This window comes from Limosilactobacillus reuteri subsp. reuteri (genome assembly GCF_000016825.1).
GTDB lineage: Bacteria > Bacillota > Bacilli > Lactobacillales > Lactobacillaceae > Limosilactobacillus > Limosilactobacillus reuteri.
This window is the reverse complement of the sequence record NC_009513.1, coordinates 1,756,410-1,779,698: the sequence shown is the minus strand read 5'-3', so window position 1 is coordinate 1,779,698 and position 23,289 is coordinate 1,756,410. Positions and strand designations below refer to the sequence as shown.

The 23,289-nt window shown below is 36.4% G+C and carries 28 protein-coding genes; all 28 read left to right on the top strand.

The window, feature by feature from the left end; all coding sequences use genetic code 11:
* The first annotated feature begins 2 nt into the window (after nt 1-2).
* Nucleotides 3-686, top strand: a complete 684-nt coding sequence (locus LREU_RS08970) for a cobalt-precorrin-8 methylmutase (RefSeq protein WP_011953574.1) — start codon at nt 3-5, stop codon at nt 684-686.
* Complete coding sequence (gene cbiD, locus LREU_RS08965) at nt 667-1,818, top strand: cobalt-precorrin-5B (C(1))-methyltransferase CbiD (RefSeq protein WP_003669151.1); 1,152 nt, start codon at nt 667-669, stop codon at nt 1,816-1,818. The genes LREU_RS08970 and cbiD overlap by 20 nt, the downstream gene beginning before the upstream one ends.
* Nucleotides 1,815-2,417 carry a cobalt-precorrin-7 (C(5))-methyltransferase gene (locus tag LREU_RS08960; RefSeq protein WP_003669150.1) on the top strand — a complete coding sequence of 201 codons (603 nt, stop codon included), beginning with the start codon at nt 1,815-1,817 and terminating at the stop codon, nt 2,415-2,417. The genes cbiD and LREU_RS08960 overlap by 4 nt, the downstream gene beginning before the upstream one ends.
* On the top strand, nt 2,410-2,964 hold the full coding sequence (locus LREU_RS08955; protein ID WP_003669148.1) for a decarboxylating cobalt-precorrin-6B (C(15))-methyltransferase: 555 nt from the start codon (nt 2,410-2,412) through the stop codon (nt 2,962-2,964). The genes LREU_RS08960 and LREU_RS08955 overlap by 8 nt, the downstream gene beginning before the upstream one ends.
* Before the next feature lie 16 nt (nt 2,965-2,980).
* Nucleotides 2,981-3,742 (top strand): cobalt-precorrin-4 methyltransferase, encoded by a 762-nt coding sequence (locus LREU_RS08950; protein WP_003669146.1) that lies wholly within the window; start codon nt 2,981-2,983, stop codon nt 3,740-3,742.
* 2 nt (nt 3,743-3,744) lie between these two features.
* Nucleotides 3,745-4,800 (top strand): cobalt-precorrin 5A hydrolase, encoded by a 1,056-nt coding sequence (locus tag LREU_RS08945; RefSeq protein ID WP_003669144.1) that lies wholly within the window; start codon nt 3,745-3,747, stop codon nt 4,798-4,800.
* A 12-nt stretch (nt 4,801-4,812) separates the two neighbouring features.
* The gene (gene cobJ, locus LREU_RS08940) at nt 4,813-5,538 is read left to right on the top strand and encodes a precorrin-3B C(17)-methyltransferase (protein WP_003669143.1); all 726 of its coding nucleotides are present in this window, start codon (nt 4,813-4,815) and stop codon (nt 5,536-5,538) included.
* A complete protein-coding gene (cobK, locus tag LREU_RS08935; protein ID WP_003669141.1) occupies nt 5,535-6,293 on the top strand; it encodes a precorrin-6A reductase in 759 nt (252 codons plus the stop codon). The genes cobJ and cobK overlap by 4 nt, the downstream gene beginning before the upstream one ends.
* On the top strand, nt 6,283-7,677 hold the full coding sequence (gene cobA / locus LREU_RS08930) for a uroporphyrinogen-III C-methyltransferase (RefSeq protein ID WP_003669140.1): 1,395 nt from the start codon (nt 6,283-6,285) through the stop codon (nt 7,675-7,677). The genes cobK and cobA overlap by 11 nt, the downstream gene beginning before the upstream one ends.
* Nucleotides 7,670-8,449: a sirohydrochlorin cobaltochelatase gene (locus tag LREU_RS08925; protein WP_003669137.1), complete on the top strand. Its 780-nt coding sequence runs from the start codon at nt 7,670-7,672 to the stop codon at nt 8,447-8,449. The genes cobA and LREU_RS08925 overlap by 8 nt, the downstream gene beginning before the upstream one ends.
* Before the next feature lies 1 nt (nt 8,450).
* On the top strand, nt 8,451-9,164 hold the full coding sequence (locus LREU_RS08920; protein WP_011953573.1) for a cobalt-factor II C(20)-methyltransferase: 714 nt from the start codon (nt 8,451-8,453) through the stop codon (nt 9,162-9,164).
* Nucleotides 9,148-9,894, top strand: coding sequence for an energy-coupling factor ABC transporter permease (locus LREU_RS08915; RefSeq protein ID WP_003669133.1), 747 nt, complete (start codon nt 9,148-9,150; stop codon nt 9,892-9,894). Before LREU_RS08920 ends, LREU_RS08915 begins: the two co-directional genes overlap by 17 nt.
* Nucleotides 9,891-10,202 (top strand): energy-coupling factor ABC transporter substrate-binding protein, encoded by a 312-nt coding sequence (locus tag LREU_RS08910; protein WP_003669130.1) that lies wholly within the window; start codon nt 9,891-9,893, stop codon nt 10,200-10,202. The genes LREU_RS08915 and LREU_RS08910 overlap by 4 nt, the downstream gene beginning before the upstream one ends.
* A gap of 20 nt (nt 10,203-10,222) precedes the next feature.
* Nucleotides 10,223-10,900 carry a cobalt ECF transporter T component CbiQ gene (gene cbiQ / locus LREU_RS08905; protein WP_003669129.1) on the top strand — a complete coding sequence of 226 codons (678 nt, stop codon included), beginning with the start codon at nt 10,223-10,225 and terminating at the stop codon, nt 10,898-10,900.
* Between the two features lie 11 nt (nt 10,901-10,911).
* Nucleotides 10,912-11,715, top strand: coding sequence for an energy-coupling factor ABC transporter ATP-binding protein (locus LREU_RS08900; RefSeq protein ID WP_003669127.1), 804 nt, complete (start codon nt 10,912-10,914; stop codon nt 11,713-11,715).
* 74 nt (nt 11,716-11,789) lie between these two features.
* A complete protein-coding gene (locus LREU_RS08895; protein WP_003669125.1) occupies nt 11,790-13,295 on the top strand; it encodes a cobyric acid synthase in 1,506 nt (501 codons plus the stop codon).
* A gap of 14 nt (nt 13,296-13,309) precedes the next feature.
* Nucleotides 13,310-13,768, top strand: a complete 459-nt coding sequence (locus LREU_RS08890; protein ID WP_003669124.1) for a precorrin-2 dehydrogenase/sirohydrochlorin ferrochelatase family protein — start codon at nt 13,310-13,312, stop codon at nt 13,766-13,768.
* A 1-nt stretch (nt 13,769) separates the two neighbouring features.
* Entirely contained in the window at nt 13,770-15,035 is a 1,266-nt protein-coding gene (gene hemA, locus LREU_RS08885) for a glutamyl-tRNA reductase (RefSeq protein WP_011953572.1), read from the top strand.
* Complete coding sequence (hemC, locus tag LREU_RS08880; protein ID WP_003669121.1) at nt 15,025-15,942, top strand: hydroxymethylbilane synthase; 918 nt, start codon at nt 15,025-15,027, stop codon at nt 15,940-15,942. Before hemA ends, hemC begins: the two co-directional genes overlap by 11 nt.
* 5 nt (nt 15,943-15,947) lie before the next feature.
* Nucleotides 15,948-16,919, top strand: coding sequence for a porphobilinogen synthase (gene hemB, locus LREU_RS08875; protein ID WP_003669120.1), 972 nt, complete (start codon nt 15,948-15,950; stop codon nt 16,917-16,919).
* Nucleotides 16,903-18,234: a glutamate-1-semialdehyde 2,1-aminomutase gene (gene hemL / locus LREU_RS08870; RefSeq protein WP_003669118.1), complete on the top strand. Its 1,332-nt coding sequence runs from the start codon at nt 16,903-16,905 to the stop codon at nt 18,232-18,234. Before hemB ends, hemL begins: the two co-directional genes overlap by 17 nt.
* Nucleotides 18,235-18,296: 62 nt before the next feature.
* Nucleotides 18,297-18,887 carry a bifunctional adenosylcobinamide kinase/adenosylcobinamide-phosphate guanylyltransferase gene (locus LREU_RS08865; RefSeq protein ID WP_003669116.1) on the top strand — a complete coding sequence of 197 codons (591 nt, stop codon included), beginning with the start codon at nt 18,297-18,299 and terminating at the stop codon, nt 18,885-18,887.
* A gap of 8 nt (nt 18,888-18,895) precedes the next feature.
* The gene (locus LREU_RS08860) at nt 18,896-19,657 is read left to right on the top strand and encodes an adenosylcobinamide-GDP ribazoletransferase (RefSeq protein ID WP_003669113.1); all 762 of its coding nucleotides are present in this window, start codon (nt 18,896-18,898) and stop codon (nt 19,655-19,657) included.
* Nucleotides 19,654-20,244 carry a histidine phosphatase family protein gene (locus LREU_RS08855; protein WP_003669112.1) on the top strand — a complete coding sequence of 197 codons (591 nt, stop codon included), beginning with the start codon at nt 19,654-19,656 and terminating at the stop codon, nt 20,242-20,244. Before LREU_RS08860 ends, LREU_RS08855 begins: the two co-directional genes overlap by 4 nt.
* A gap of 36 nt (nt 20,245-20,280) precedes the next feature.
* Nucleotides 20,281-20,991 (top strand): uroporphyrinogen-III synthase, encoded by a 711-nt coding sequence (locus LREU_RS08850; protein ID WP_003669110.1) that lies wholly within the window; start codon nt 20,281-20,283, stop codon nt 20,989-20,991.
* Between the two features lies 1 nt (nt 20,992).
* Complete coding sequence (cobT, locus tag LREU_RS08845; RefSeq protein WP_011953570.1) at nt 20,993-22,045, top strand: nicotinate-nucleotide--dimethylbenzimidazole phosphoribosyltransferase; 1,053 nt, start codon at nt 20,993-20,995, stop codon at nt 22,043-22,045.
* A gap of 288 nt (nt 22,046-22,333) precedes the next feature.
* Nucleotides 22,334-22,714: a DUF4430 domain-containing protein gene (locus tag LREU_RS08840; protein WP_003669106.1), complete on the top strand. Its 381-nt coding sequence runs from the start codon at nt 22,334-22,336 to the stop codon at nt 22,712-22,714.
* Nucleotide 22,715: 1 nt separating this feature from the next.
* Nucleotides 22,716-23,249 (top strand): ECF transporter S component, encoded by a 534-nt coding sequence (locus tag LREU_RS08835; protein WP_003669104.1) that lies wholly within the window; start codon nt 22,716-22,718, stop codon nt 23,247-23,249.
* Nucleotides 23,250-23,289: the final 40 nt, after the last annotated feature.

The following is a 23,289-nucleotide window of genomic DNA, read 5'->3' as shown; positions in this document are numbered from 1 at the left end:
AAATGGAAAAAGAAAGCTATATTACAGTACCTCATAAAATAACGGATAGAAGTTTTCAAATCATTCAAGAAGAGATCGACAAAATTGATCCGCATTATAAATTTGATAGTCCATTACAAGAAGCAGTAATCAAAAGGGCAATTCATACGACAGCAGATTTTGATTATTTGAAAAATTTAAAATTTACGCATGATGTATTAAATAAATTAAAACATGTCATATTAAATCATGGTGTTATCTATACCGATACTACAATGGCTTTATCAGGAATTAACAAACGGCGCCTTGATAAATTAGGTGTTGATTATCATTGCTTAATCCGGGACCCGCGTGTAATTCAATTAGCCCAAGAAAAGGGGATTACTCGTTCAATGGCGGCTGTTGAAATTGCTGCTAACGATCCACGAGAAAAGATATTTATTGTTGGAAATGCACCAACTGCTCTTTGTAAAATCATTGAACTCGTTAATGATGAGCAGCTTAAAGTGGCTGCTGTAATTGGTGTTCCAGTTGGCTTTGTTGAGGCTGCTGAGAGTAAGCAAGCTTTATATGAATCAAATATACCAGCAATTGCTGCTCTAGGGCGAAAAGGCGGGAGTAATCTTGCCGCAGCCCTTATTAATGCAGTGATGTATAACATGGATATTAAGAATTTAGGTGATGAGTATGGCCGTCACACCAAATAATAACTCTGAGGATAATTTTGTTTATTACAATGGGCGAAAATTACGAAAGGGTTTTACAACTGGCACTACTGCTACCGCGGCAACTGTAGCTGCTATTAGGACTTTGCTGAATCAGGAACCACAAGAAACGGTTACTGTTCATGCTGCCAATGGAAAGATTGCAATCTTTGATGTTGAGCAAACTGACTTTGATAAAAATGCAGCCAGTTGCGCCATAAAAAAAGATGGTGGTGATGATCAAGATGCAACAGATGGAGCACTCATCTTTGCCAAAGTTAGTTTACGTTCTGATGATGAAATTCATTTAGATGGTGGAAAAGGAGTTGGGCGCGTAACTAAAGAAGGATTAGCGAATAAGCCAGGGATACCAGCGATTAACCCTACACCGCGGCGAGTGATTAAAGAAGCGGCACGAAAAGAGCTAGGATCTAATCTTGGTGCAAATATTGTTATTTCTGTACCAGAAGGCGAAAAAATAGCCAAATTAACCTACAACCCGCGACTTGGAATTGTTGGTGGAATTTCCATTCTAGGAACCAGTGGGGTCGTTACTCCAATGTCTGAATCAAGTTGGAAACATTCAATTTCAATTGAAATGAATATTCATCGTAAACGGGGCGATAAAGCAATTGTTTTAGTACCGGGAAATTATGGAGAAGATTTTGCTAAAGATGAGCTAGGAATTGCTGATGACAAGATTGTCCAAATGAGTAACTTTGTTGGTTATGTTCTCCATGAAACACAACGATTAAAGTTCAATAAAGTTTTAATCGTTGGTGATCTTGGCAAAATGATCAAAGTTGCTGCAGGAATTTTCTCAACTCATAGCAAAGATGCTGATGCACGAGCAGAGATTATGGTTGCAAATCTTGCGTTAATGGGTGGCGTGCCGACTGAATTTTTGCAAAAAATTAATAACTGCTTAACTACTATTTCTATGATTAAGCTTATTAATCAAGCTGGCTATCAGGATGTTTACCAAATTATTGTTGACAAAATTAAAAAGCGGACAGAAAAACTTTTAGCACATCGAGAACCACATATTGAGATTGATGCAGTGATTTTTTCACGAGAAAGTGGTTTTTTAGCGGCAAGTAAACCAGTACAAGAGATTAAGGATGAGTGGCAATGATAGTGGTATTAGGAATTGGTCCTGGTAATGAAAATTATCGTTTGCAGGGGATGACAAAATATTTGTCTAAAGCCGATATTGTGATTGGTTCAAAACGGCAATTAATGACAATTCCTGCAGTTCCTGCTAGTAAAAAAATGGCCTTACCACGGTTAGCGGCCTTGAAGACTTATTTTGAAGAACATCCAGAACAAAATAATGTGTTATTAGCATCGGGAGACCCACTGTTGTATGGAATTGGAACTTGGATAACTGCTAACATCCATAATCAAAAAATAAAAATTATTCCTGGAATTAGTTCTATTCAGTACATGTTCCACCAGTTGGAATTGTCAATGAATGATTGCTATTTGACAAGTAGTCATGGGCGAACCCCTGATTTCGATTTCTTATTACAACATTCTAAAGTCGGCATGGTTACTGACCAGCAACTAGGACCATTTGAAATTGGGCAAGAGATTAAAAAGCGGGGATTGCACCGCAAAATTTATGTTGGAGAACGGCTAAGCTATCCAGATGAAAAAATAACGCAATACGATGAAACAACGATTGAGCAACGAAGATATGAAATGAATGTGGTGATTATTACAAATGCGTGATGATGAATTTTTAAGAAATAAGGTTCCGATGACAAAATCAGAAGTTCGAGCAATCAGTATTGATAAATTGGAACTTAATGATAAGAATACCTTCCTTGATATTGGGGCTGGAACAGGTAGTATCAGTATTCAAGCAGCTCGCGAGTTTCCAAACTTAAATGTAACAGCGATTGAAATGAACAATGCCGGGATTGATATTATCAAACAAAATATTAATAAGTTTAACTTACATAATATCAACTTAATCAAGGGAATCGCTCCCCAAGATATTCCTAATCAGAAATATGATGCAATTTTTGTTGGTGGTAGTGGAGCGCAATTAGATGGAATCGTTAAGTTTGCTAGTACACATTTAAATGTTAACGGAACAATAGTCCTGAACTTTATTTTGTTTGAAAACGCAATGCAAGTCGAAAAGTTATTAACATCAGCTGGCTTCAAGGAAATTGAAATGGTTGAGGTTGGTGTATTGCGTTGGCACCAATTAGGGAAAGGACATTTCTTTAAACCAAACAATCCAACAATTATTGTTAATGCTAAAAAATAGAAAGGATTGATTAATTATGGCAATTGTTAGTTTTGTAGGAGCTGGTCCGGGTGAAACAGATCTTATTACGTTAAAGGGATACAAGTTATTGGCAGCAGCTGATGTTGTAATCTATGCTGGATCGTTAATTAATAAGGACCTATTGAATTACTGTAAAGCAGATGCTGAAAAATATGATAGTGCCAAAATGACACTAGACGATATTGTGGACCGAATGGAAGAAGCAGTAAAAGAGGGGAAGTCAGTTGTACGATTACAAACTGGTGACTTCTCAATTTATGGTTCGATTCGTGAGCAAATTGAAGAAATGAAAAAACGGGATATTGAGTATCAATGCGTTCCTGGTGTTAGTTCATTCCTTGGTGCGGCGTCAAGCATGGGCGTGGAATATACGGTTCCCGAAGTAGCGCAGAGTGTAATTATTACGCGTATGGCAGGACGGACACCTGTGCCAGAGAAGGAATCCTTAAAATCGTTAGCACAACATCAAACTTCAATGGTAATTTTCTTGTCTGTTCAAGGCATTAAGAAAGTTGTTTCGCAATTAGAAGAGGGAGGATACCCTGAAGACACACCAGCAGCCGTTATTTATAAGGCAACCTGGCCAGATGAAAAGGTCGTTAGGGGAACATTAAGTGATATCGCTGAAAAAGTGCATGATGCCGATATTCGACGAACAGCATTGATTATGGTTGGTAAGTTCTTAGGTGATGAATATAATTATTCTCATTTATATGATGCAAGTTTCAGTACAATGTTCCGGAAAAAGAGTAAGTAATTATGAAAAGCCTTGCTGTGATTGCTTTAACCCAGGGTGGTGCTTCGACGGCAAGAAGTTTGAAAAGCCGGGTAAAAAAACAAGGATATAAGGTAGACCTTGTTTTACCCCAACGCTTAGCTCGAGATGATGAAAATTATTATTCACGAGGTGCTTTTACCGCAACAATCCACCATCTTTTTAAAAAATATGATTGTATCGTTTGCATTATGGCAACAGGAATTGTCGTTCGTGCATTGGCTGATGTGATTATTGATAAAACAGTTGATCCAGCAGTTGTTGTAATGGACGAAAAAGCACGGCATGTTATTAGTTTACTTTCTGGGCATGTCGGTGGAGCTAATGAATGGACAAGGTTAATTGCTAGATTAATGAGATCAGAACCAGTAATTACAACCGCAACTGACACAGAAAATGTTCAATCATTGGATGTTTTAGCTAAAAAGGTCAATGGATGGTATCCCAACTTTAAAGAAAATACAAAAGCAATCAATCGTCGCTTAGCAGAAGGAAAAGTTGTAGAACTCTTTATTGAGCCGTACTTAACACAATACATTAACCAGTTTAGTGGATTTAAGGTATTAACTAGGATTAAAGATCATGAATCGGGAGTACCATTAATTATTGTTTCAGATCACACTGGTTTTTCTAAAAGTTCTGATGTGATTCATGTAGTTCCCCGGGTAAATGTCTTGGGAATTGGTTGCCGAAAAAATATTACAATTGCAATGGTGCAACAAGCCTTTACAGAATTTTGCCAACAACATCAATTGTTGTGGAAATCATTTATTAAAGTAGCATCAATTGATATTAAAAGGCATGAAGGAGCAATTCAATATTTAGCAACCACCTTAGGGATTAAAGCTGAATTTTATCCAGCTGCAGAGTTACAAGAAGCTAGTCAAAATTATCCAGAATCTGCTTTTGTAAAAAAGACGGTAGGAGTTGGTAATGTTGCATGTGCTGCTGCTGATTATGCTAGTGGGGAACGGAATGTAACACAGCGGTATGCAGATCATGAAATCACACTGGCGCTTAGTCGCTTGCATGAAGTTTAGGAGGAATTGAAAATGTTATATGTAGTTGGATTAGGACCTGGATCAAAAAAATTAATGACTGAAGAAGCACGAGAGGTAATTGAAAATACGCATATAATTGTCGGTTATGCAACGTATGTTCGGCTAATTGAAGATATGATTGAGGGGAAAGAACTTGTTGTTACCGGAATGCGGGGCGAGATTGAACGTTGTAAAAAAGCCCTTGAGATTGCGGCAACTGGGAAAGATGTTGCAATTATTTCTAGCGGTGATGCTGGGATCTATGGGATGGCTGGTTTGATTTTAGAGCTTGCCGGTAAAATGGAGCAACATATTGATATTAAGGTAATTCCAGGCGTTACAGCAAGTATTGCAGCTGCTGCTCATTTAGGTGCGCCGTTAATGAATGATTTTTGTCATATTAGTTTAAGTGACTTGATGACACCATGGGAAGTTATTACCGAACGTGTTGATGCTGCAGCTAAAGCAGATTTTGTAATTTGCCTTTATAATCCACGGAGTAAGGGTCGCCCGCATCACTTAAGAAAAGCCCTTGATATTATATTGAAATATAAGTCACCAGATACAATTGTCGGAATTGGGAAAGATGTTGCACGACCAAAAGAAGTTGATAAGGTAACAACGATTGCTGATCTTGATGAAACAGAAATTAATATGACTTCAATTGTAATTGTAGGTAACAAGAATACTTATGTTGAAGATGGGCGGATGATTACTCCACGAGGTTATACACTATGATTTTATTATTGGGTGGAACAACTGAAAGCTTGGAAGTAGCAGATGTATTAAGGGATGCAAAGGTTCCATTTATTATTTCAGTCATTAGCGACTATGGAGTTAAGTTAGCGGCTAAGCATACGGAAAACGTTGTTAAAATTACCTTCACTACTGAAAATTTCCCCTCATTCTGTCAAGGCCACCATATCAAACTTATTTTAGACGCAACCCATCCCTTTGCTCGGGTAATTTCAGAGTTAGCAATCAACGAAGCCCAAAAACTTAAGATTCCATATTTAAGATTTGAACGCCCAAATAATTACATTAAAGACGCAAATCTTAAACTGGTTAATTCATTAGAAGAAGCTTGTCAGATATCAAAGAAGGTAAAAGGAAAAATATATTTGTCAACTGGTAGTAAAACTGCTCCTACCTATGCTGAGCAGTTAGGGGCTGATCGTTTGCATGTCCGTGTTTTACCGACAACTAAAGTAATGGAAAAACTAACTAATGCTGGTTTCGTCGCTTCACAAATTGATGCCATTCAAGGTCCGTTTTCACTGGCCTTAAATATAGAATTATTCAAACATGCCAATGCAAAAATTGTGGTGACAAAAGAGAGTGGTCGCCAAGGTGGGGTTCAAGAAAAGATAGCTGCTTGTCAGCAATTAGGAATTCCCTGCATAATTATTCGTCGACCACAAATAAGCTATCCACATATGGTTTCGAGTTTACAGGAATTGGAGAAATACTTGGAGGAAAACGATGAATGGTAGAGTAACACTTCTAGGTGCCGGACCGGGTAATCCAGAATTATTAACGTTAATTGGCAAGCGGCGATTAAATGAAGCGGATATCGTCTTGTATGATCGGTTAATTGATCCTTCGTTATTAGCATTTACAAATAATGAGGCGGAATTGATCGATGTTGGGAAATTACCTCTACATCATAAGGTTAAGCAGTCGAAAATCAATGAAATGTTAGTTGATTACGCTAAGCAAGGGAAAAAGGTCGTTCGACTAAAAGCTGGTGATCCTTATGTCTTTGGCCGGGGTGGTGAAGAGGCACAGGTATTACAACAGTTTGGTGTTAATTTTGAAGTTATTCCAGGGATTACTAGTGCAATTGCTGGGCTAGCTGCAGCGGGGATTCCCATAACTCACCGTGACTATGCTTCAAGCTTTCATATTATCACTGGTCATCATAAAAAGAATGGTCAGCAACTGGACTGGGAAAATATTGCTCATCAAGAAGGGACAATCGTTTTTTTGATGGGAATGGCGCAACTTCCTAAAATTTGTCAACAGCTAGTCGAGCATGGAAAATCATCGCAAACACCTGTAGCAATAATACAGTGGGCTACCCAATGGCGACAAAAGATGGTTATTGGCGATTTGGAAAATATCAATGAATTGGTTGCTCGACATCAACTTTCATCGCCAGCATTAATTGTTGTAGGTCAAGTCGTTAAATTGAGTAAGCAATTAAATATCAATAAACCATTGACCGGTGTGCATTTATTAATTCCTTTTAGTGAACATCAACGCCTTTTTAATTCATTAGAAGATTTAGGGGCAACTGCTGACTTTTACCAGCGTGCTTTAATCGAGCCATTAGAAGTGACTCTTCCTTCTATCGATGAATACGATGCGATTATTGTGGATGATGTCCTTGCTTATCATCAATTTATTACCCTCTTAATAAAGAATGGTATTGATGTTCGACAACTTATAGATAAAAAAATTATTGCCAGTAACCATCGAGTAGTTCAAGCATTACAGAAAACAGGAATCTTAGCAATAAAAGGCATGCCGCAAGATATACCAGTGAAAAGAACCATTGAAATTGGTGGCAGTAAACCAACATATAATATTGGAACTTTTCTTAGCTTATATGAAAAGAAGAAACGGTCGCTTGTATTACCGTTTGACCTTAAAGAATTCAGTGCTGTCATTTTTCCAAGTACTGCTAGTATAAATGATTTTTTAGCTTCATTAAGCGAAAAACAGCTATCACAAGTATCAATGTTAAAAGCATTTGCAATGGGGAAAAAAGTTCAACAAGCTGCAATTCAAGCTGGCTTTGGTCATGTGGTTATATGTCCACCAGACGTAAAGAAGACTGTTATTCAGGTCAAGGAGGAATTTATGCATGACTAAAAAGGCAATTTTGGCAGTAAGTTTTGGAACAACATTTCCAGAAACACGACAAAAAACAATCGGAGCTACAGAAAAAGCGATTGGGGCTGCGTTTCCAGATTATGACGTCTTTAGGGCATTTACATCTAGAATCGTTCGGCAACGAATTGAAAAAAATGAAGGAATTCGAATTGATGATGTCGATACAGCACTGTCAAAATTACGTGATCAGGGATACACAAAAGTATATGTCCAATCTTTACATGTTATTCCAGGAATTGAATATAACTTAGTATGTGATGCGGTTAATCGTTATAAAGAAAAATTTTTGAAAATTAAAGTAACAGCGCCTTTATTAGAGACGTTTGAAGATTTTCAACACTTAGTTGTATTCCTACAGAAGCAAAGTGAATATTTACCATCTGGGAAAGCCGTTTTATGGATGGGCCACGGAACAGCGCATAGTGCTTTTACAACTTATGCTTGCTTGGATCATATGTTATATGGTTCAAAAAGTTATGTAGGTGCGGTAGAAAGTTATCCAGATATTAATGACGAAATTAAGCGTCTTCGTCATGCACATATTAATAAGGTTTATTTGCAGCCATTAATGATGGTTGCAGGAAACCATGCGCATAATGATATGGCCTCAGATGATCCCAAATCATGGAAAAGTATCTTAAAGGAGAATGGGATAGCCGCCCATCCTGTATTGAAGGGATTAGGCGAATTTCCAGAAATTCAAAATATGTTTATTGCAAAGCTAAAGCCGGTTGTCGAAGAAGGTGATTAAAATGGCTAGTTTTTATGGGATTGGAGTTGGCCCCGGAGATAGTGAACTTTTAACGATAAAAGCAGTTAATACAATAAAAAAGCTTGATATTTTATATGCTCCCCAAGCTCATAAAGGTGGTAGAAGTGTAGCTGAAAATATCGCTGCACCGTATTTACCAGCGAATTTAAAAATAAAGCGACGACATTTTCCAATGATTAATGATTGGGAAAAGAAGATAAAAAGCTGGCAAGAAATTGCTGAAGAGATTGCTAAAGATGTTAAAAATGATAATAATGTTGGTTTTTTGACCCTTGGTGATCCATCTGTTTATAGCACTTTTAGTTATATTGCGAAAATGTTAGCAGAACGGATTGATATCCAGACGATTGCGGGGATCTCATCATTCAGTCAAATTGCAGCCAGCCTCTCTGTTCCCCTAATGTTAGATGAAGAAAGTCTTGAAATTATTCCAGCGACTGCTGATATTACACAATTGGAAAAAGCAATCGACCTTAATGATAATGTGGTAATTATGAAAATTGCTACTAGGTTTGCTCAGGTTTATAAGATATTGGAACAGCGAGACTTATTGAGTAAAACGATTGTTGTTGAAAATGCTTCAATGGAAAAACAAAAGAAGCAACGATTAATTGATTATTCAATTAATGACAAACTGCCTTATTTTTCTACGGCTTTATTAAAGAAGGGAAACAAAAATGTTAAAAGTAATTAAAAAATATCGTAAGTTTATTACTTTCCTTATGATTGGACTAGTTTATACCCTTGCTTATCCTGCCACAGCTCATGCAATGCATATTATGGAAGGAATGCTTCCGCCACGCTGGTGTATTTTCTGGTATGCAGTGTCACTTCCGTTCTTCATTTATGGTCTTTATCGAATGTATAAGATTGTAAATTCTGGTGTTCCTAATGCCAAGGTAATGTTGGCCCTTTGTGGTGCGTTTGTCTTTGTTTTATCTTCATTGAAATTGCCTTCAGTAACTGGTTCTTGTTCGCACCCTACTGGAGTTGGTCTAGGAACAGTTTTGTTTGGCCCTGGAGTAATGTCGGTTCTTGGTGTTATTGTGCTATTGTTCCAAGCATTATTATTAGCACACGGAGGAATAACAACGCTTGGTGCTAATGAATTTTCAATGACAATTGTTGGCCCAATTGTTGGTTATGCAGTTTGGAAATTATGTCGAGCAATGAAAGTTAGTCGTTCAGTTTCACTATTTTTGTGTGCGATGTTTGCTGACTGGTCTACGTATGTAACTACCGCTTTTCAATTAGCAATTGTTTTCCCTGATCCGAATGGTGGAGTTGCAGCAGCGCTAATCAAATTCCTAAGTATTTACGCTATTACTCAAATTCCATTGGCAATAGCAGAAGGATTGCTTACGGTTATTGTTTATAACTTGGTAATCAGTAACGATTTATGGAAGGAGTCAGCCCTACAATGAAAAAACGAACAAAAACTAATATTATCCTAGCAATTTGTGTAATTCTTTTGGTATTGATTCCTTTTATTTTTGTTAAAGGAGAATATAGCGGGAGTGATGACCAAGGAACAGAGCAAATAAAGAAATTTGATCCAAGTTATAAAGCATGGGCGCATCCTGTCTGGACTCCACCATCGGGAGAAATCGAAAGTTTATTGTTTACTGTGCAAGGTTCACTGGGGACAGGAATTATTTGTTATTTTATTGGGGCTGCTCATGGTAAAAAGAAAGCTCAACAAAATAAAACCAAACAGACTGTAAAACAATAGTAAAGGCTGGTGACTTATTAATGTTGAGTATCGATAAATATGCTTATGAAAATCGAATTGTTAATTGGTCGCCAAAGTTAAAAGCTTTTTTATGGTTAGTAGGAATGGTTTTAGCTTTCCAGCCAATTCAATGGATTAAAGTAATTGTCCTATTTACAGTAGCAGGTATCACCATTTACGTAACTAATGTTTCATTTAAGCGTTATATTAGTTGGTTTTATGCAATTATTCCTTTTGTAGTTTTAAGTATCATTGGAATTGTTGTAACTATTTCTTCTCAACGCTCTACCCTTATTGGACCGATAAAACTTGGAAATGTTTATCTTGGATTGGCAAAAGTAATGATGCCTAAAGCTGGGCAGGTAGCATTGCAATGTATGACAGCAATTGTCTGTACGTACTGGTTTGCGTTAACAACCCCATTTATTCAAATTTTACAGGTACTAAAAGCTATGCATCTGCCACGAGTAATGATTGAAGTAACGATGCTAATGTATCGTTTCATCTTTATCTTTATTGATGCTTTTGAGCAGATTCACCGTGCTCAACGATTACGGTTCGGCTATGACTCTTTTAGTTTAATGATTCATTCATCTGGAATTTTAGCAAAAATGTTATTTGAACAAGTCATTATAAATTATCAAATGATGACTAAAGCACTCGATGCTAAGCTATATAATGGTGATTTTTATCTTTAGGAGGAGCAATAATGATTGAATTGAGGCATGTAAGCTTTAGCTATGACGATAAGCATAAAATATTGGACGATGTTTCAATGAAGCTCGGTCACGATAATCAATCAGTTATTGGCATTATCGGTCATAATGGTGCAGGGAAATCAACGCTTTTCTTGAATTTGGTTGGTGAATTAAAACCAACAGCAGGTGAGATTTTTGTTGATGGTCACAAAGTTGAATATTCTAAAAAAGGACTTCGAAATTTACGGCGAAAAATAGGAATTGTTTTCCAAAATTCTGATCAGCAAATCTTCTACTCAATAGTGAAAGATGACGTTGCGTTTGCTTTGAGAAATTTAAAAGTTTCTAATGATGAAATTAAGCAACGTGTCGAAAGGGTTTTACGTGAATTAGATATTTCAAACTTAAAGGATCAACCTATTCAATACCTTAGTGGTGGTCAGAAAAAACGGGTTGCCATTGCGGGTATTATGGTGATTGGCTCTGAATGGATCTTACTTGATGAACCAACTTCTGGTTTGGACCCAGATGGTAGGTTAAGAATGAAAAAATTGATAAAGAAGTTAATTGCCAATGGTCAAAAAATTATTCTCTCTAGTCATGATATGGACTTTATGTATGAAGTATGTGACTATTTTTACCTTTTGGGAAATAATCGGATTCTTAAAGAGGGAAATAGGGAAAACGTTTTTAATGATGAACAGTTATTAAAGGAAAATAACCTGGAACAACCGTGGCTAGTTAAGATTCACCAAAAATTAGGATTGCCTTTATATACAACGGAACAGGAATTATTTGCCGAACAAGGTAAGTAAACATATAAAAACTCAAAGGCTGAACTTTTAAAACAGCTTTTGGTACATAGATTAAGCTTAGGGGATGAAATGTCATGACAGTGCAGTCAATAATGTTTCAAGGAACGGCATCTGACGCTGGAAAAAGCTGGTTGGCCGCAGCAGTTTGTCGAATTTTGGCTAATCGTGGTCAAAAGGTTGCGCCATTTAAGTCGCAAAACATGGCCTTGAACTCATTTATTACTGAGAAAGGGGATGAAATGGGTCGGGCGCAGGTTTTTCAAGCTGAAGCAGCTAAGGTTAAACCAGATGTCCGAATGAATCCAATTTTATTAAAGCCATCCACGGACAAAGATTCTCAGGTTATTGTAATGGGAAAAGTGCTGAAGAATATGGATGCTGTTAGTTATTATCAATTCAAGCGAGAACTAATTCCACAAATTATGATGGCCTATAATACATTAGCAGATGAAAATGATGTAATAGTCTTAGAGGGAGCTGGAAGTCCCGCAGAAATCAATTTAAATGAAAATGACATTGTTAATATGGGGATGGCGCGAATGGCTGATGCACCAGTAATCCTAGTTGCAGACATTGATAAGGGCGGTGTCTTTGCTTCAATTTATGGCACGATTAAATTAATGCCTCGCGAAGACCAGCAACGCATTAAAGGAATAATTATTAATAAATTTCGAGGAGATAAGTCCTTACTAGAATCTGGGAACAAGATGATTGAGAAACTAACAGGAATTCCTGTGATTGGTGTTTTGCCAATGAGCAGTATTGATATTGATGAAGAAGATAGCGTATCGCTAATTCGGAAACCACGACAAAAAGATACGCAAAAAGACCTGGATGTAGCGGTAATTGATCTTGATAAGATTTCTAACTTTACAGATATTCATAGTTTGGAAATTCAACCAGATGTTTCGGTAAGATATGTTTTAACGGCAGAGGAACTTGGAACTCCAGACTTATTAATTATTCCAGGAAGTAAAAACACGAACGCAGATTTAGTAGCTTTGCGTAAAAATGGGATTGCAGAGGGAATCTTACGTGCTCATAAGGACGGAAGTATGATCGTTGGTATTTGTGGGGGATATCAGATTTTAGGACAGATGCTGTATGATCCAACAGGGATTGAGTCACCAATTAAAGAACAAAAAGGTCTCGGGTTACTTGATACAGAAACAACCTTTAATGAAAAAAAGACAACAACTCAGGCGGTTGCCAAGCGAAATAATTACATTTTAAAAGGTTATGAAATCCATATGGGAACAACAAAACGTGGTCTAAACTCAACACCATTCTCAACAATCCAGGAAACAAACGGTCAACCAGAAAATCGTGAGGATGGAGCAGTTAGTACTGATGGAACAGTGATTGGTACCTATCTTCACGGAATCTTTGATAACCCTTATTGGACACGACACTTGTTAAATCAGCTTCGCGTAGCAAAGGGAATGGCACCATTGGTAGATACTACTGTTTCGATTAGTGGTTATAAAGACCAACAATATGAGAAATTAGCCCAACTATTTGCTCAGAATGTTGACATGGATAAGTTTAATCAAATCTTGCAAGACTCAACGAAAGAATAAAGGATGAATAAATTATGCAATCGCCATATCCGATTATCTTAAACTTAGCTGATAAAAATGTAGCTGTCGTCGGCGGAGGAAAAGTTGCATGTCGTAAAATAAATAAGTTATTGGCAGCTGGTGTTCGCCCAACTGTTATTAGTCCTCTTCTATCCCCTGAAATACAACCTACCCAAATTAATTGGATACCAGATAAGTATCAGCGGAAATATGTCGAAAATATGGATATTATTATTACATGTACTGATGATAGAGCAGTTAATGATCAAGTAAAAAAAGAGGCGACACATTTTCAGCTGGTGAACAATACCAGTGATAAAACTAATTCAGACTTTTATAATCTAGCAACGATTAAGGCTAATGACATGTTTATTAGTGTCTCAACAATGGGAAAGTCTCCAAGTATGGCTAAGAAAATGAAAAATGAGATTAAAGAATGGATAAAGCAAAAGTTTCATAAGGAGTTTGAATAAAATGTATTTGATGTGTGTAAGCTTAAATTATCATCAATTACCATTAGATTTGCGAGAAAAATTTTCTTTTACAAAAGAAGAAGTTCCGAAGGCAGATAAGTTATTAAATGATGAAAAGAGTATCTTGGAAAATTTATTAATTTCAACGTGTAATCGAACAGAGGTGTATGCGGTTGTGGACCAAATACATACAGGTCGTTACTATATTCGACGATTTTTAGCGGAATGGTTCCATTATACAATTGATGATTTTACAAAATTTGTTACTGTTACGACAAAGGACGCTGTTGCTGAGCATTTGTTTAAGGTGATCACTGGCCTGGACTCGTTAATTAAGGGAGAGCCGCAAATACTAGGTCAAATGAAGGATGCTTTTCAAATTGCAACAAAAGAGGGAACAACTGGCGCAATCTTAAATCATTTATTTCGCCAAGCAATTACATTTTCTAAAAGAATGCATACAAAATACCGTGTTAGTGAATTAGCACAATCATCAGGTCAAGCTGGTCTACACCAAATTAAGATGCAGTTTGGTTCACTTGAGGGTAAAACCTTAGCAGTCGTTGGGTTGGGACAGATTGGAAAACATACTGCTTATAATGCAAGCAATATGGGCTTTAGCAAGGTGCTGTTGCTTAATAGAACAGATAGCAAGGCTGAGCAGATTGCGACAGAACTTCAAGGAGTAGTTGAGGCCCGTCCATTTAACCAGCTTGCAACAGTCGTACATAATGTTGATGCAGCTATTTTTGCAGCTACAGTTAAGCAACCCTTATTTAAGGCCGATGAACAGATAAGCACAATGATTGTTGATCTTGGTGTGCCACGAAATGTAGCAGTTAACAGTACAAAATTAAAATATTATGATGTTGATCATGTTCATATGATTTTAAACTCCAATGATGAAAAACGACGATTAATGATTCAAAAAATTGCTAATGAAATTCCCCAAGAAGTTAATGACTTTTATATTTGGGAAAAGCAACTGCATATTGTTCCGGTAATTAGAGGATTACGTGAGCATTCGTTGAGGATTGAAGGAGAAGCTTACGATAGTTTACTTCGCAAGCTTCCTGAATTAGATTCGCATGAACGAAAAGTAATTAGTAAGCATATGAAAAGTATTGTTAATCAAATGATTAAAGGACCAATTAAAGAAATTAAAGAATTGTCAGTAACACCAGGGGCTACGGCTGATATTGACTTTTTCTGTAAAATTTTTGGCATGGATAATTTGAAAGTAGAGAATCAAAATAATGACAAATAAAGTAATTGTTGGCAGTCGGAAAAGTAAACTAGCAATGGCGCAAACAGAATTGGTAATCGCTAGTTTGGAAAAGATTTTCCCCGACATAAAATTTGAAATAAAAAACGTTATTACTGAAGGGGATCGAAACCGACATGTCAGCCTTGCTAAAATCGGTGGGAAAGGCGTTTTCGTTAAAGAGATTGAAGACGAACTAAAAGATGGCACGATTGATTTTGCTGTTCATAGTCTAAAAGATGTGATGCCGATTCTTCCAGAAGAATTAGTTTTAGGAGCATTTCCTAAACGAGTATCTCCATATGATTGTTTAGTCAGCCGGAAAAATCTTTCATCGTTGAATGACCTTCCTAAAGGTGCACGAATCGGGACAAATAGTTTACGTCGCCAGGGACAACTATTAAGTATTCGACCAGACTTAAAAATTATACCTATTAGGGGTAATATAGATACTAGGTTAAGAAAAATAGACACAGAAGCGCTTGACGGTATTATTTTAGCTGAGGCTGGATTAACAAGATTAAATATTGACTTAAGTAGTTATCATGTTTTGGATTTGCAAAATTATATTATGCCGGCAGTTGGTCAAGGCTGCTTAGCGATTGAATGCCGAAAAAATGACACTAGAATTCGCAAAATGCTTGATCAAATTAATGATGAAGAATCAGCTTATTGTGTGCAAGTTGAGCGTGAATTTATGCGTGAATTGGGTGGAAGTTGTAATTTCCCGATTGGGGGCCATGCCTACGCGAAAAATGGTCAAATTCTATTTGATGGGTTGATCGCTTCCCCTAATGGTGAACATGTTATAAAAGAAACAAAAATACCTGCCAATAATTCTGGAGTCGGTAAAAAAGTTGCTGATCAGTTATTGGCTAAGGATAAATTTGGAATTATTGAAGGAGAATAGGGATAATGTTGCAATTTGATCGTCATCGTCGTTTACGTACTAGCACTGCCATGCGTGATTTAGTAAGAGAGACTCATCTCAATAAGGATGATCTAATTATGCCGGTCTTTGTGGATGCCACTATTAATGGGCGAGAAGAAATTCCATCAATGCCAGGCATTTACCGTTACAGTTTAGATTCAATTCTTGATGAAATTACAGAAATTGTGAAGTTAGGAATTAAATCAATTATTATTTTCGGTGTTCCAGAAAGAAAAGATGAAGTTGGAACTGGCGCATGGGAAGATAATGGAATTGTTCAACAGGCAATTCGTTTGATTAAGAAAAATTATCCAGATTTAATTGTTATCGCTGATACTTGTTTATGTGAATATACAAGTACTGGTCACTGTGGAATTCTTAAAGATGGGGTCGTTTTGAATGATGAATCATTAAAATACTTAACAAAGACAGCTGTAAGTCAAGTAAAAGCTGGAGCTGACATAATTGCACCGTCTAATGCGATGGATGGGTATGTTGCAGCAATTCGCCAAGGACTTGATGAAGCAGGGTATAAAAATACACCGATTATGTCCTATGCTGTGAAATTTGCCTCATCATTTTACGGCCCATTCCGTGATGCTGCTGATGGTTCGCCTAAAGAAGGGCCTAAAGATCGTAAAACATATCAAATGGATCCAGCTAATCGCTTAGAAGCATTGCGCGAAGTAGCTAGTGATGAAAAGGAAGGTGCTGATTTTGTGATGGTTAAACCAGCAATGGCCTTCTTGGATATTATGCGTGAAGTTCGTAATCATACTTTGCTGCCGTTAGTTGCATATAATGTTTCTGGTGAATATGCAATGATTAAAGCAGCTGCGGCTAATGGTTGGATTAATGAAAACCAAATTGTTTACGAAAGTCTGGTTGGAATGAAACGAGCTGGAGCAGACTTAATTATTACTTACTTTGCCAAGGACGTTGCTAAGAAACTTTAATTTGTTAGGTGGGTTTGTTTTGAGTAAATTAGATACAACAAAGTCAAAGATAGCTTTTAAGGAAGCACAAAAGTATATGCCAGGTGGGGTCAATAGCCCTGTCAGAGCATTTAAAAATGTTGGTGGTGATCCTTTATTCATTGACCATGGTAAGGACGAATATATTTATGACATTGATGGCAATAAGTACATTGATTATGTTCTTTCATGGGGGCCACTAATTTTAGGACATGCAGATGATCATGTAGTTGCAGAGTTAGATAAAGCAGTTGCTAAGGGAACAAGCTACGGTGCGCCAACCCTTCAAGAAACTGAATTGGCAAAAATTGTTAATAAGATTATGCCGTCAATTGAAATGATTCGAATGGTTTCATCTGGAACTGAAGCAACAATGAGTGCGATCAGATTAGCACGTGGATATACTCATCGAAAAAAAATCGTTAAATTTGTGGGTAACTATCATGGTCATAGCGATTCATTGCTAGTTGATGCTGGCTCAGGATTAGCAACGTTTGGAATTAATACTTCGCCTGGTGTTCCCGATGATCTGGCTTATGATACACTTACCGTTGCCTATAATGATGTTGCTGGTGTTAAGAAACTTTTCGCTGAACATGGTGATGAAATTGCCTGTGCGATTGTTGAACCGGTTGCCGGCAATATGGGAGTTATTCCGGGAACCCAAGAGTTCTTACAAACTTTACGTAACGTTACCAATGAACATGGTGCATTATTGATCTTTGATGAGGTTATGTCAGGGTTCAGGGCAGCTTATCATGGTGTTCAAAGTCTAGTCAATATCACGCCGGACTTAACCACTTTAGGCAAAGTAATCGGTGGTGGACTCCCAGTTGGTGCTTTTGGTGGACGTCGTGAAATTATGGAAAATATTACGCCTGCTGGAGATATTTATCATGCCGGAACGTTGTCAGGTAATCCGTTAGCAATGACTGGTGGAATTAGCACCTTAGAACAATTAACACCAGATGATTATGTTGAAATGGATAAAAAAGTTACTGCTTTAACAGAAGGCATTAAACATGCAGCTGACCAATATGGTGTACCAATGACAGTGCACCATGTTGGTACAATGTGGAGTTACTTTTATAACAGTGATCCAATTAATAATTTTGATGATGTTAAAGCTTGTGATCAGAAGTTATTTGAAAAGTGTTTCTGGGAATTATTAGCTCATGGTGTATATGTAGCGCCATCGCAATTTGAAACTAACTTTATCTCAACTAAACACACCGATGAGGACATTGAAAAGACAATTGCAGCATTTGATGCAGCATTTAATGCGGCAACCAAGTAAATAGAATATTTAAAGGGCTGTGGCAATGGTTGTCACAGCCCTTTTTGAAAGGATTATTAAAAATGAATAACAGCAGTTTAACCTTTGTTTTAGGAGGGGCAAAAAGTGGTAAATCCGAATTTGCAGAGCACTTGTATTCACGGAAAGAACGGATCTGTTATATTGCGACCGGAGTAGTAAAAAATCCCGATGGCGAAATGCAACTTCGAATTCAGCGTCACCAAGCTCGACGTTCAAATAAATGGATAACTCGCGAGCAGTATCAGCACGTCGATGAACTTATTAATAATAGTCAACAAGATGGTTACTTACTTGATGATGCCATTATGTTAGTTACTAATCTTTTTTATGACTTAGTTTTAGCAAAAACATCGCCGGAAAAAATCGATGATTATTTAGAAAGTGCTTCTTCACAAGAAATAGCGACAGTACGGGAAAAAATACTTAGTAATTGGAAAAAGATCTTAGCTGCTGTTCGAGTAAACAATCAATCAATGGTGATTGTTAGTGATGAAGTTGGGTTAGGAGTAGTACCGGCTACAAAGCAGACACGTATATTACGGGATCTTTATGGAGAAGTTAATCAATTAATCGCTAAAGAAGCCGATAATGTTTATTTTGTTATTAGTGGAATTGCGCAGAAGTTAAAGTAGGTGAAGTTATGTTAGATTCATTGATTTTATTTGGTCAATTTTTTACCAAGTTAAATATTCCAATTTCAGTTGATGATGCTACTAATAAAGTTAAAACTAGTATTCAATACATTACATTATTTAGCTTTTTATTAGGGTGTATCGAAGGGGTAGTTTTTTGGGGATTTACATACTTATTTCCGATATGGTTTGCATGGATTCTTTACTGGATTACTGATGGCTTATTAACGGGCGGATTTCATTTAGATGCACTGGCGGATACCGCAGATGGATTCTTTTCATCACGAACATCAGATAAAATTTATGCAATCATGAAAGATAGTAGACTTGGGACAATGGGGAGCCTTGCATTACTATATTATTATGGATTAGTAATCGGACTAGGAATCATTATTAGTTCGTATTTTGATTTATTTCACATGATTTTATTGACCGTTTGTTTAACAATGTTAACTAAAACTGGTTTGTCTTTATTATTTTATAAAATGGTTTATCCCGAAAATAAACATGGGCTTTCGAATATTTGGCTAGGAATAAGCACATGGCGAATTATTGTTGCACAAATTTTTTCCATTATAATAATAGGTTTATGTTTCTCTTGGCAGGGATTAATAAGCTATCTGGCAATTCCAATAATAGCAATTTCTTATCGACGAAAGGTCACGAAAGTATTAGGGGGAACGCCAGGGGATACTTTAGGTGCGTTTGCAAGTTTATCACCGTTAATCTTTTTGTTTGTCCTTACAATATTGACGAGGTGGGGATTATGAAATTAATTTTAGCTCGTCATGGTGAAACAGAATTTAATCGTTTGCGAAAATTTTATGGCACTGCCAATGTGGAAATTGATGAAAAAGGAAAAGAACAAGCAAAATTATTAGCAACAAAAGTAAATAAGTTATATCCAACACTATTTGTCGTGACTAACTTAAAACGAACAGTCCAAACATTAGTCCCATTAAAAGAACAGCGTCCAACGGTTCCCACAATCGTATTACCGGATTTTGCCGAAAAAGGATTTGGATGCTGGGAAGGATTAGATGCGAATGAGATAGAGAATCGTTATCCAGATGAATGGGAAAAGTGGTTAGCAGCTCCATTAACCTATACCCCTCCTACAATAGAAGCATTTAGTGATTTTAAAGAGCGGGTAAATTACGGTTTACGATGGTTATTAGATCATACAATGGAAAATGATGTTGTTTTTGTTGTCGCTCATCTAGGCTCTATTAGAATTATTTATCAAGAATTGGTTGATCCAACGGCGGACTTTTATTCGCTTAACTTTCCGGCATCTTGTTACAGCGTTATTAATCTAAAAAATGGTATTGTTCAGAATTGGTATCTTAATCAATAAAAAAGATATTTGTAGAAACATGAGGAGGATAATAAAATGGCAATTTTGATTACTTATCCTAAAAATAAAGTTCCAGTATATTGGCGAATAAAGTTAGAACAAAAAGACGATGTGATCTATTTTCCATTCCGAATTTTGAAAGCGGTTAATTTAACGCAAGAAGATAAAGAGATTTTACAAAATAGTAAGGCCCTAACAATCACTAGTCTTTTTGGTGCGCAGGTATTTTGCAATCAGTTAAAGAAACTAAATTCAACAGCAACTATTTATGTTCTTAGCAAAAAAATTCAGCAAAATTTGGAAAATAAGGTTAGTAATCCAATTCAAGTTGCTCCAAGTGAGAACCGGAAATCATTATTAGAGGAATTAAAGAATAAACATGTTACGGATGTTTGTTGGCTTATTGGAGATAAAGCAGAGAAATACTATTCCGATTTTTATGGACGAAAAATTGTAATTTATAAAAATACATGGGATAAACAGCATGAAGGAAAAGCACTTAAAATTTTTATGAAACAACATATTACAAGTGCATTAGTTACTAGTATTTCGAACTTTAATCGTATGTTTGGAGTTATGACGAGAGTAGATAGTAATGAGTATCGTGATATTAATTACTATGTCTTAGGAGAGAATACCGGTAATTATATCCAAGAAAAGGGATTGAAAGTTATATATCCCGATAGGAAAAAGCACGTACTTGAAAATGTTTTAGATAGCTTATGGCATTATGAGAGGGAAAATTAAAATGGAATTTGATGAAGTAGAGTTGCGACCACTTAATGAAGAGAAAATGAACGCAATGCAGCAGAAAATAGATGATCTTGCTAAACCGGTAAAAGGGCTTGGCCGCTTAGAAGAACTTGCTGATCATTTAGCAGGAATTTATCGAACAACTGATTTTAATATTACACCACGAAAATGCTTAGTTTTTGCAGCTGATAATGGAGTTGTTCATGAAGGGGTTTCTGCTAGTCCGCAAAAAATTACAGCAATTCAAGCAGTTAACATGATGAAGGGACATACTACCGTTGCAGCACTAGCAAAAGCTTTTAATTGTGACTTACAAGTTTATGATATTGGAATTAAAACAGATTTGAATTTTCCTTTGGTCAGGGTTCATAAAATCCGTCATGAAACTGAAGATATGCTACATAAACCAGCAATGTCGATAGCAGAAGCGAGAGAAGCTGTACAATATGGTTTCGATATGGGAGTAAAAGCATTTGAAGAAGGTAATCAGGTAATTGCAACAGGCGAACTAGGGATGGGAAATACCACTGCTGCTTCAGCAATAATTGCAGCACTTTTGAATAAAACAGCAGCAGAAGTTGTTGGGCGGGGGTCTAATATTTCTGATGAACGTTTAAAACATAAGATTGATGTTGTTAATAGAAGCCTTGAACGAGCAAACTTGAAAGAAAACGAATCACCGGATCCGCTTATAGTATTAAGTGAGGTTGGTGCACTCGAATTAGGTGCAATGGCTGGAGCAATGCTTTCAGCTGGAGCAATGAATAAACCTGTTCTTCTTGATGGATTCTTATCTTATTCAGCAGCATTACTAGCGAATTCAATCAAGCCAGGAGTAGTAAATTATATGATCCCTACCCATAAATCAAAGGAAAAAGGATCTCGAATTGTTCTTGATGCTCTCGGTCTTGATCCTTATATTGATATTAATATGTGTGTGGGTGAAGGGAGTGGGGCCATGATGCTCTTACCATGGCTTGATGGAGTGAAGGCAATGCTCACAAATATGAATACATTGCAGGAGATGGACTTCAATTTCATTCCGTAAACTCCAAAAAAATACTAAAAGAACAAAATATTATTATTATGATTGCTTCGACAAAGCCTAATTAGTTAAAAAATCAAATCTTGTTATTTTATAAACATAAAAGTGCTAATGTTGACGAAAAACTAAAAAAACTCAGGATAAAATTCTACTTTTTTAATTAATCATGAAAAAAGTAGAATTTATTTGTCTGCTTTTTAATAAACTATTGAACTGTCTCCTAAGTAATTGTACTTTTAAGTTGTAAAAAAACTATAGCGCTTTCAAAAAAGGCGCAGGAGGCAATAATTTATGAAAAAGTTTAAAGTTTTGAGCAGTATCTTAGCTATGTTTTTGGCATTTTTTATGCTAACTGGATATACAAATAAAGATCAAAAGGGGAATAATAATACAATAAAAGTTACCTATACTCTTAAACAAGGTAAGAAGACTGTTGCCACAAGGAATACTACTTTAAAGAAGAACGATAAAGTAATTACTGGACTAAAAAAGAATTGGAAAGTTGAGGAAGCAAAAGGTTTTATTACTTCAATTGATGGTAGAAAAGAAAACCAAAAGAAGAGTATTTATTGGACATACACAGTAAATGGTAAAAAAGTAAATAAGTTAGCTAATCAGCAAACTCTTAAGAATAATGATAAGGTACAATTTACACTAGATAAGGCGGAATAATATGAAAGCGCGATCGCAGGTTGTTAGTAAGCATGATCAAGTTAAACGGATGACATTAATTGCCATGCTTGCTGCTTTAGGAACTGTTTTACGTGTATTCAAGATTATTCCAATTCCTAATGTACAGCCAGTTACTGATCTAATTATGATTGCAACTTTAATGTTGGGAATTGGTTTTGGAATATCGTTAGCAGTAATGATAATGGTTCTATCAAATCTCTTACTAGGATTTGGCATATGGACAATCCCACAAATTTTAGCATATATAGTTTGTGTTGTTACAGTAGCAGGATTAGCTAAAGTAACACCCTTAAAGAAGCATTTCACTCTTCAGTTAATTTTAGCGACGTTTTTAGGTTTTGAATACGGGTTCATAGTTAGTTTAGGAATGTCGATATATGGGGGCTGGGCTGCTTTTATGGCGTACTGGCTAAGTGGCTTGCTATTTGATTTCTATCATGCAGTTGGTAATTTTGGTTGTTATTTTATCTTGTATAAACCCTTAACGGTTGCGTTTAAACGCTACTTGCAATAGTACTAAATAAAAAAGAGACTGGAAATTCATCCAATCTCTT

What these genes read in the sequence shown, in the direction of transcription:
- LREU_RS08890 (WP_003669124.1), top strand. Translation starts at nt 13,310, where the DNA reads ATGCAATCGCCATATCCGATTATCTTAAACTTAGCTGATAAAAATGTA.
- cobK (WP_003669141.1), top strand. Translation starts at nt 5,535, where the DNA reads ATGATTTTATTATTGGGTGGAACAACTGAAAGCTTGGAAGTAGCAGAT.
- LREU_RS08895 (WP_003669125.1), top strand. Translation starts at nt 11,790, where the DNA reads ATGACAGTGCAGTCAATAATGTTTCAAGGAACGGCATCTGACGCTGGA.
- LREU_RS08855 (WP_003669112.1), top strand. Translation starts at nt 19,654, where the DNA reads ATGAAATTAATTTTAGCTCGTCATGGTGAAACAGAATTTAATCGTTTG.
- LREU_RS08910 (WP_003669130.1), top strand. Translation starts at nt 9,891, where the DNA reads ATGAAAAAACGAACAAAAACTAATATTATCCTAGCAATTTGTGTAATT.
- LREU_RS08960 (WP_003669150.1), top strand. Translation starts at nt 1,815, where the DNA reads ATGATAGTGGTATTAGGAATTGGTCCTGGTAATGAAAATTATCGTTTG.
- LREU_RS08920 (WP_011953573.1), top strand. Translation starts at nt 8,451, where the DNA reads ATGGCTAGTTTTTATGGGATTGGAGTTGGCCCCGGAGATAGTGAACTT.
- LREU_RS08950 (WP_003669146.1), top strand. Translation starts at nt 2,981, where the DNA reads ATGGCAATTGTTAGTTTTGTAGGAGCTGGTCCGGGTGAAACAGATCTT.
- LREU_RS08970 (WP_011953574.1), top strand. Translation starts at nt 3, where the DNA reads ATGGAAAAAGAAAGCTATATTACAGTACCTCATAAAATAACGGATAGA.
- cobJ (WP_003669143.1), top strand. Translation starts at nt 4,813, where the DNA reads ATGTTATATGTAGTTGGATTAGGACCTGGATCAAAAAAATTAATGACT.
- cobA (WP_003669140.1), top strand. Translation starts at nt 6,283, where the DNA reads ATGAATGGTAGAGTAACACTTCTAGGTGCCGGACCGGGTAATCCAGAA.
- LREU_RS08915 (WP_003669133.1), top strand. Translation starts at nt 9,148, where the DNA reads ATGTTAAAAGTAATTAAAAAATATCGTAAGTTTATTACTTTCCTTATG.
- cbiQ (WP_003669129.1), top strand. Translation starts at nt 10,223, where the DNA reads ATGTTGAGTATCGATAAATATGCTTATGAAAATCGAATTGTTAATTGG.
- cobT (WP_011953570.1), top strand. Translation starts at nt 20,993, where the DNA reads ATGGAATTTGATGAAGTAGAGTTGCGACCACTTAATGAAGAGAAAATG.
- hemC (WP_003669121.1), top strand. Translation starts at nt 15,025, where the DNA reads ATGACAAATAAAGTAATTGTTGGCAGTCGGAAAAGTAAACTAGCAATG.
- LREU_RS08945 (WP_003669144.1), top strand. Translation starts at nt 3,745, where the DNA reads ATGAAAAGCCTTGCTGTGATTGCTTTAACCCAGGGTGGTGCTTCGACG.
- cbiD (WP_003669151.1), top strand. Translation starts at nt 667, where the DNA reads ATGGCCGTCACACCAAATAATAACTCTGAGGATAATTTTGTTTATTAC.
- hemA (WP_011953572.1), top strand. Translation starts at nt 13,770, where the DNA reads ATGTATTTGATGTGTGTAAGCTTAAATTATCATCAATTACCATTAGAT.
- LREU_RS08850 (WP_003669110.1), top strand. Translation starts at nt 20,281, where the DNA reads ATGGCAATTTTGATTACTTATCCTAAAAATAAAGTTCCAGTATATTGG.
- LREU_RS08840 (WP_003669106.1), top strand. Translation starts at nt 22,334, where the DNA reads ATGAAAAAGTTTAAAGTTTTGAGCAGTATCTTAGCTATGTTTTTGGCA.
- LREU_RS08865 (WP_003669116.1), top strand. Translation starts at nt 18,297, where the DNA reads ATGAATAACAGCAGTTTAACCTTTGTTTTAGGAGGGGCAAAAAGTGGT.
- LREU_RS08900 (WP_003669127.1), top strand. Translation starts at nt 10,912, where the DNA reads ATGATTGAATTGAGGCATGTAAGCTTTAGCTATGACGATAAGCATAAA.
- LREU_RS08955 (WP_003669148.1), top strand. Translation starts at nt 2,410, where the DNA reads ATGCGTGATGATGAATTTTTAAGAAATAAGGTTCCGATGACAAAATCA.
- LREU_RS08860 (WP_003669113.1), top strand. Translation starts at nt 18,896, where the DNA reads ATGTTAGATTCATTGATTTTATTTGGTCAATTTTTTACCAAGTTAAAT.
- hemB (WP_003669120.1), top strand. Translation starts at nt 15,948, where the DNA reads ATGTTGCAATTTGATCGTCATCGTCGTTTACGTACTAGCACTGCCATG.
- LREU_RS08925 (WP_003669137.1), top strand. Translation starts at nt 7,670, where the DNA reads ATGACTAAAAAGGCAATTTTGGCAGTAAGTTTTGGAACAACATTTCCA.
- LREU_RS08835 (WP_003669104.1), top strand. Translation starts at nt 22,716, where the DNA reads ATGAAAGCGCGATCGCAGGTTGTTAGTAAGCATGATCAAGTTAAACGG.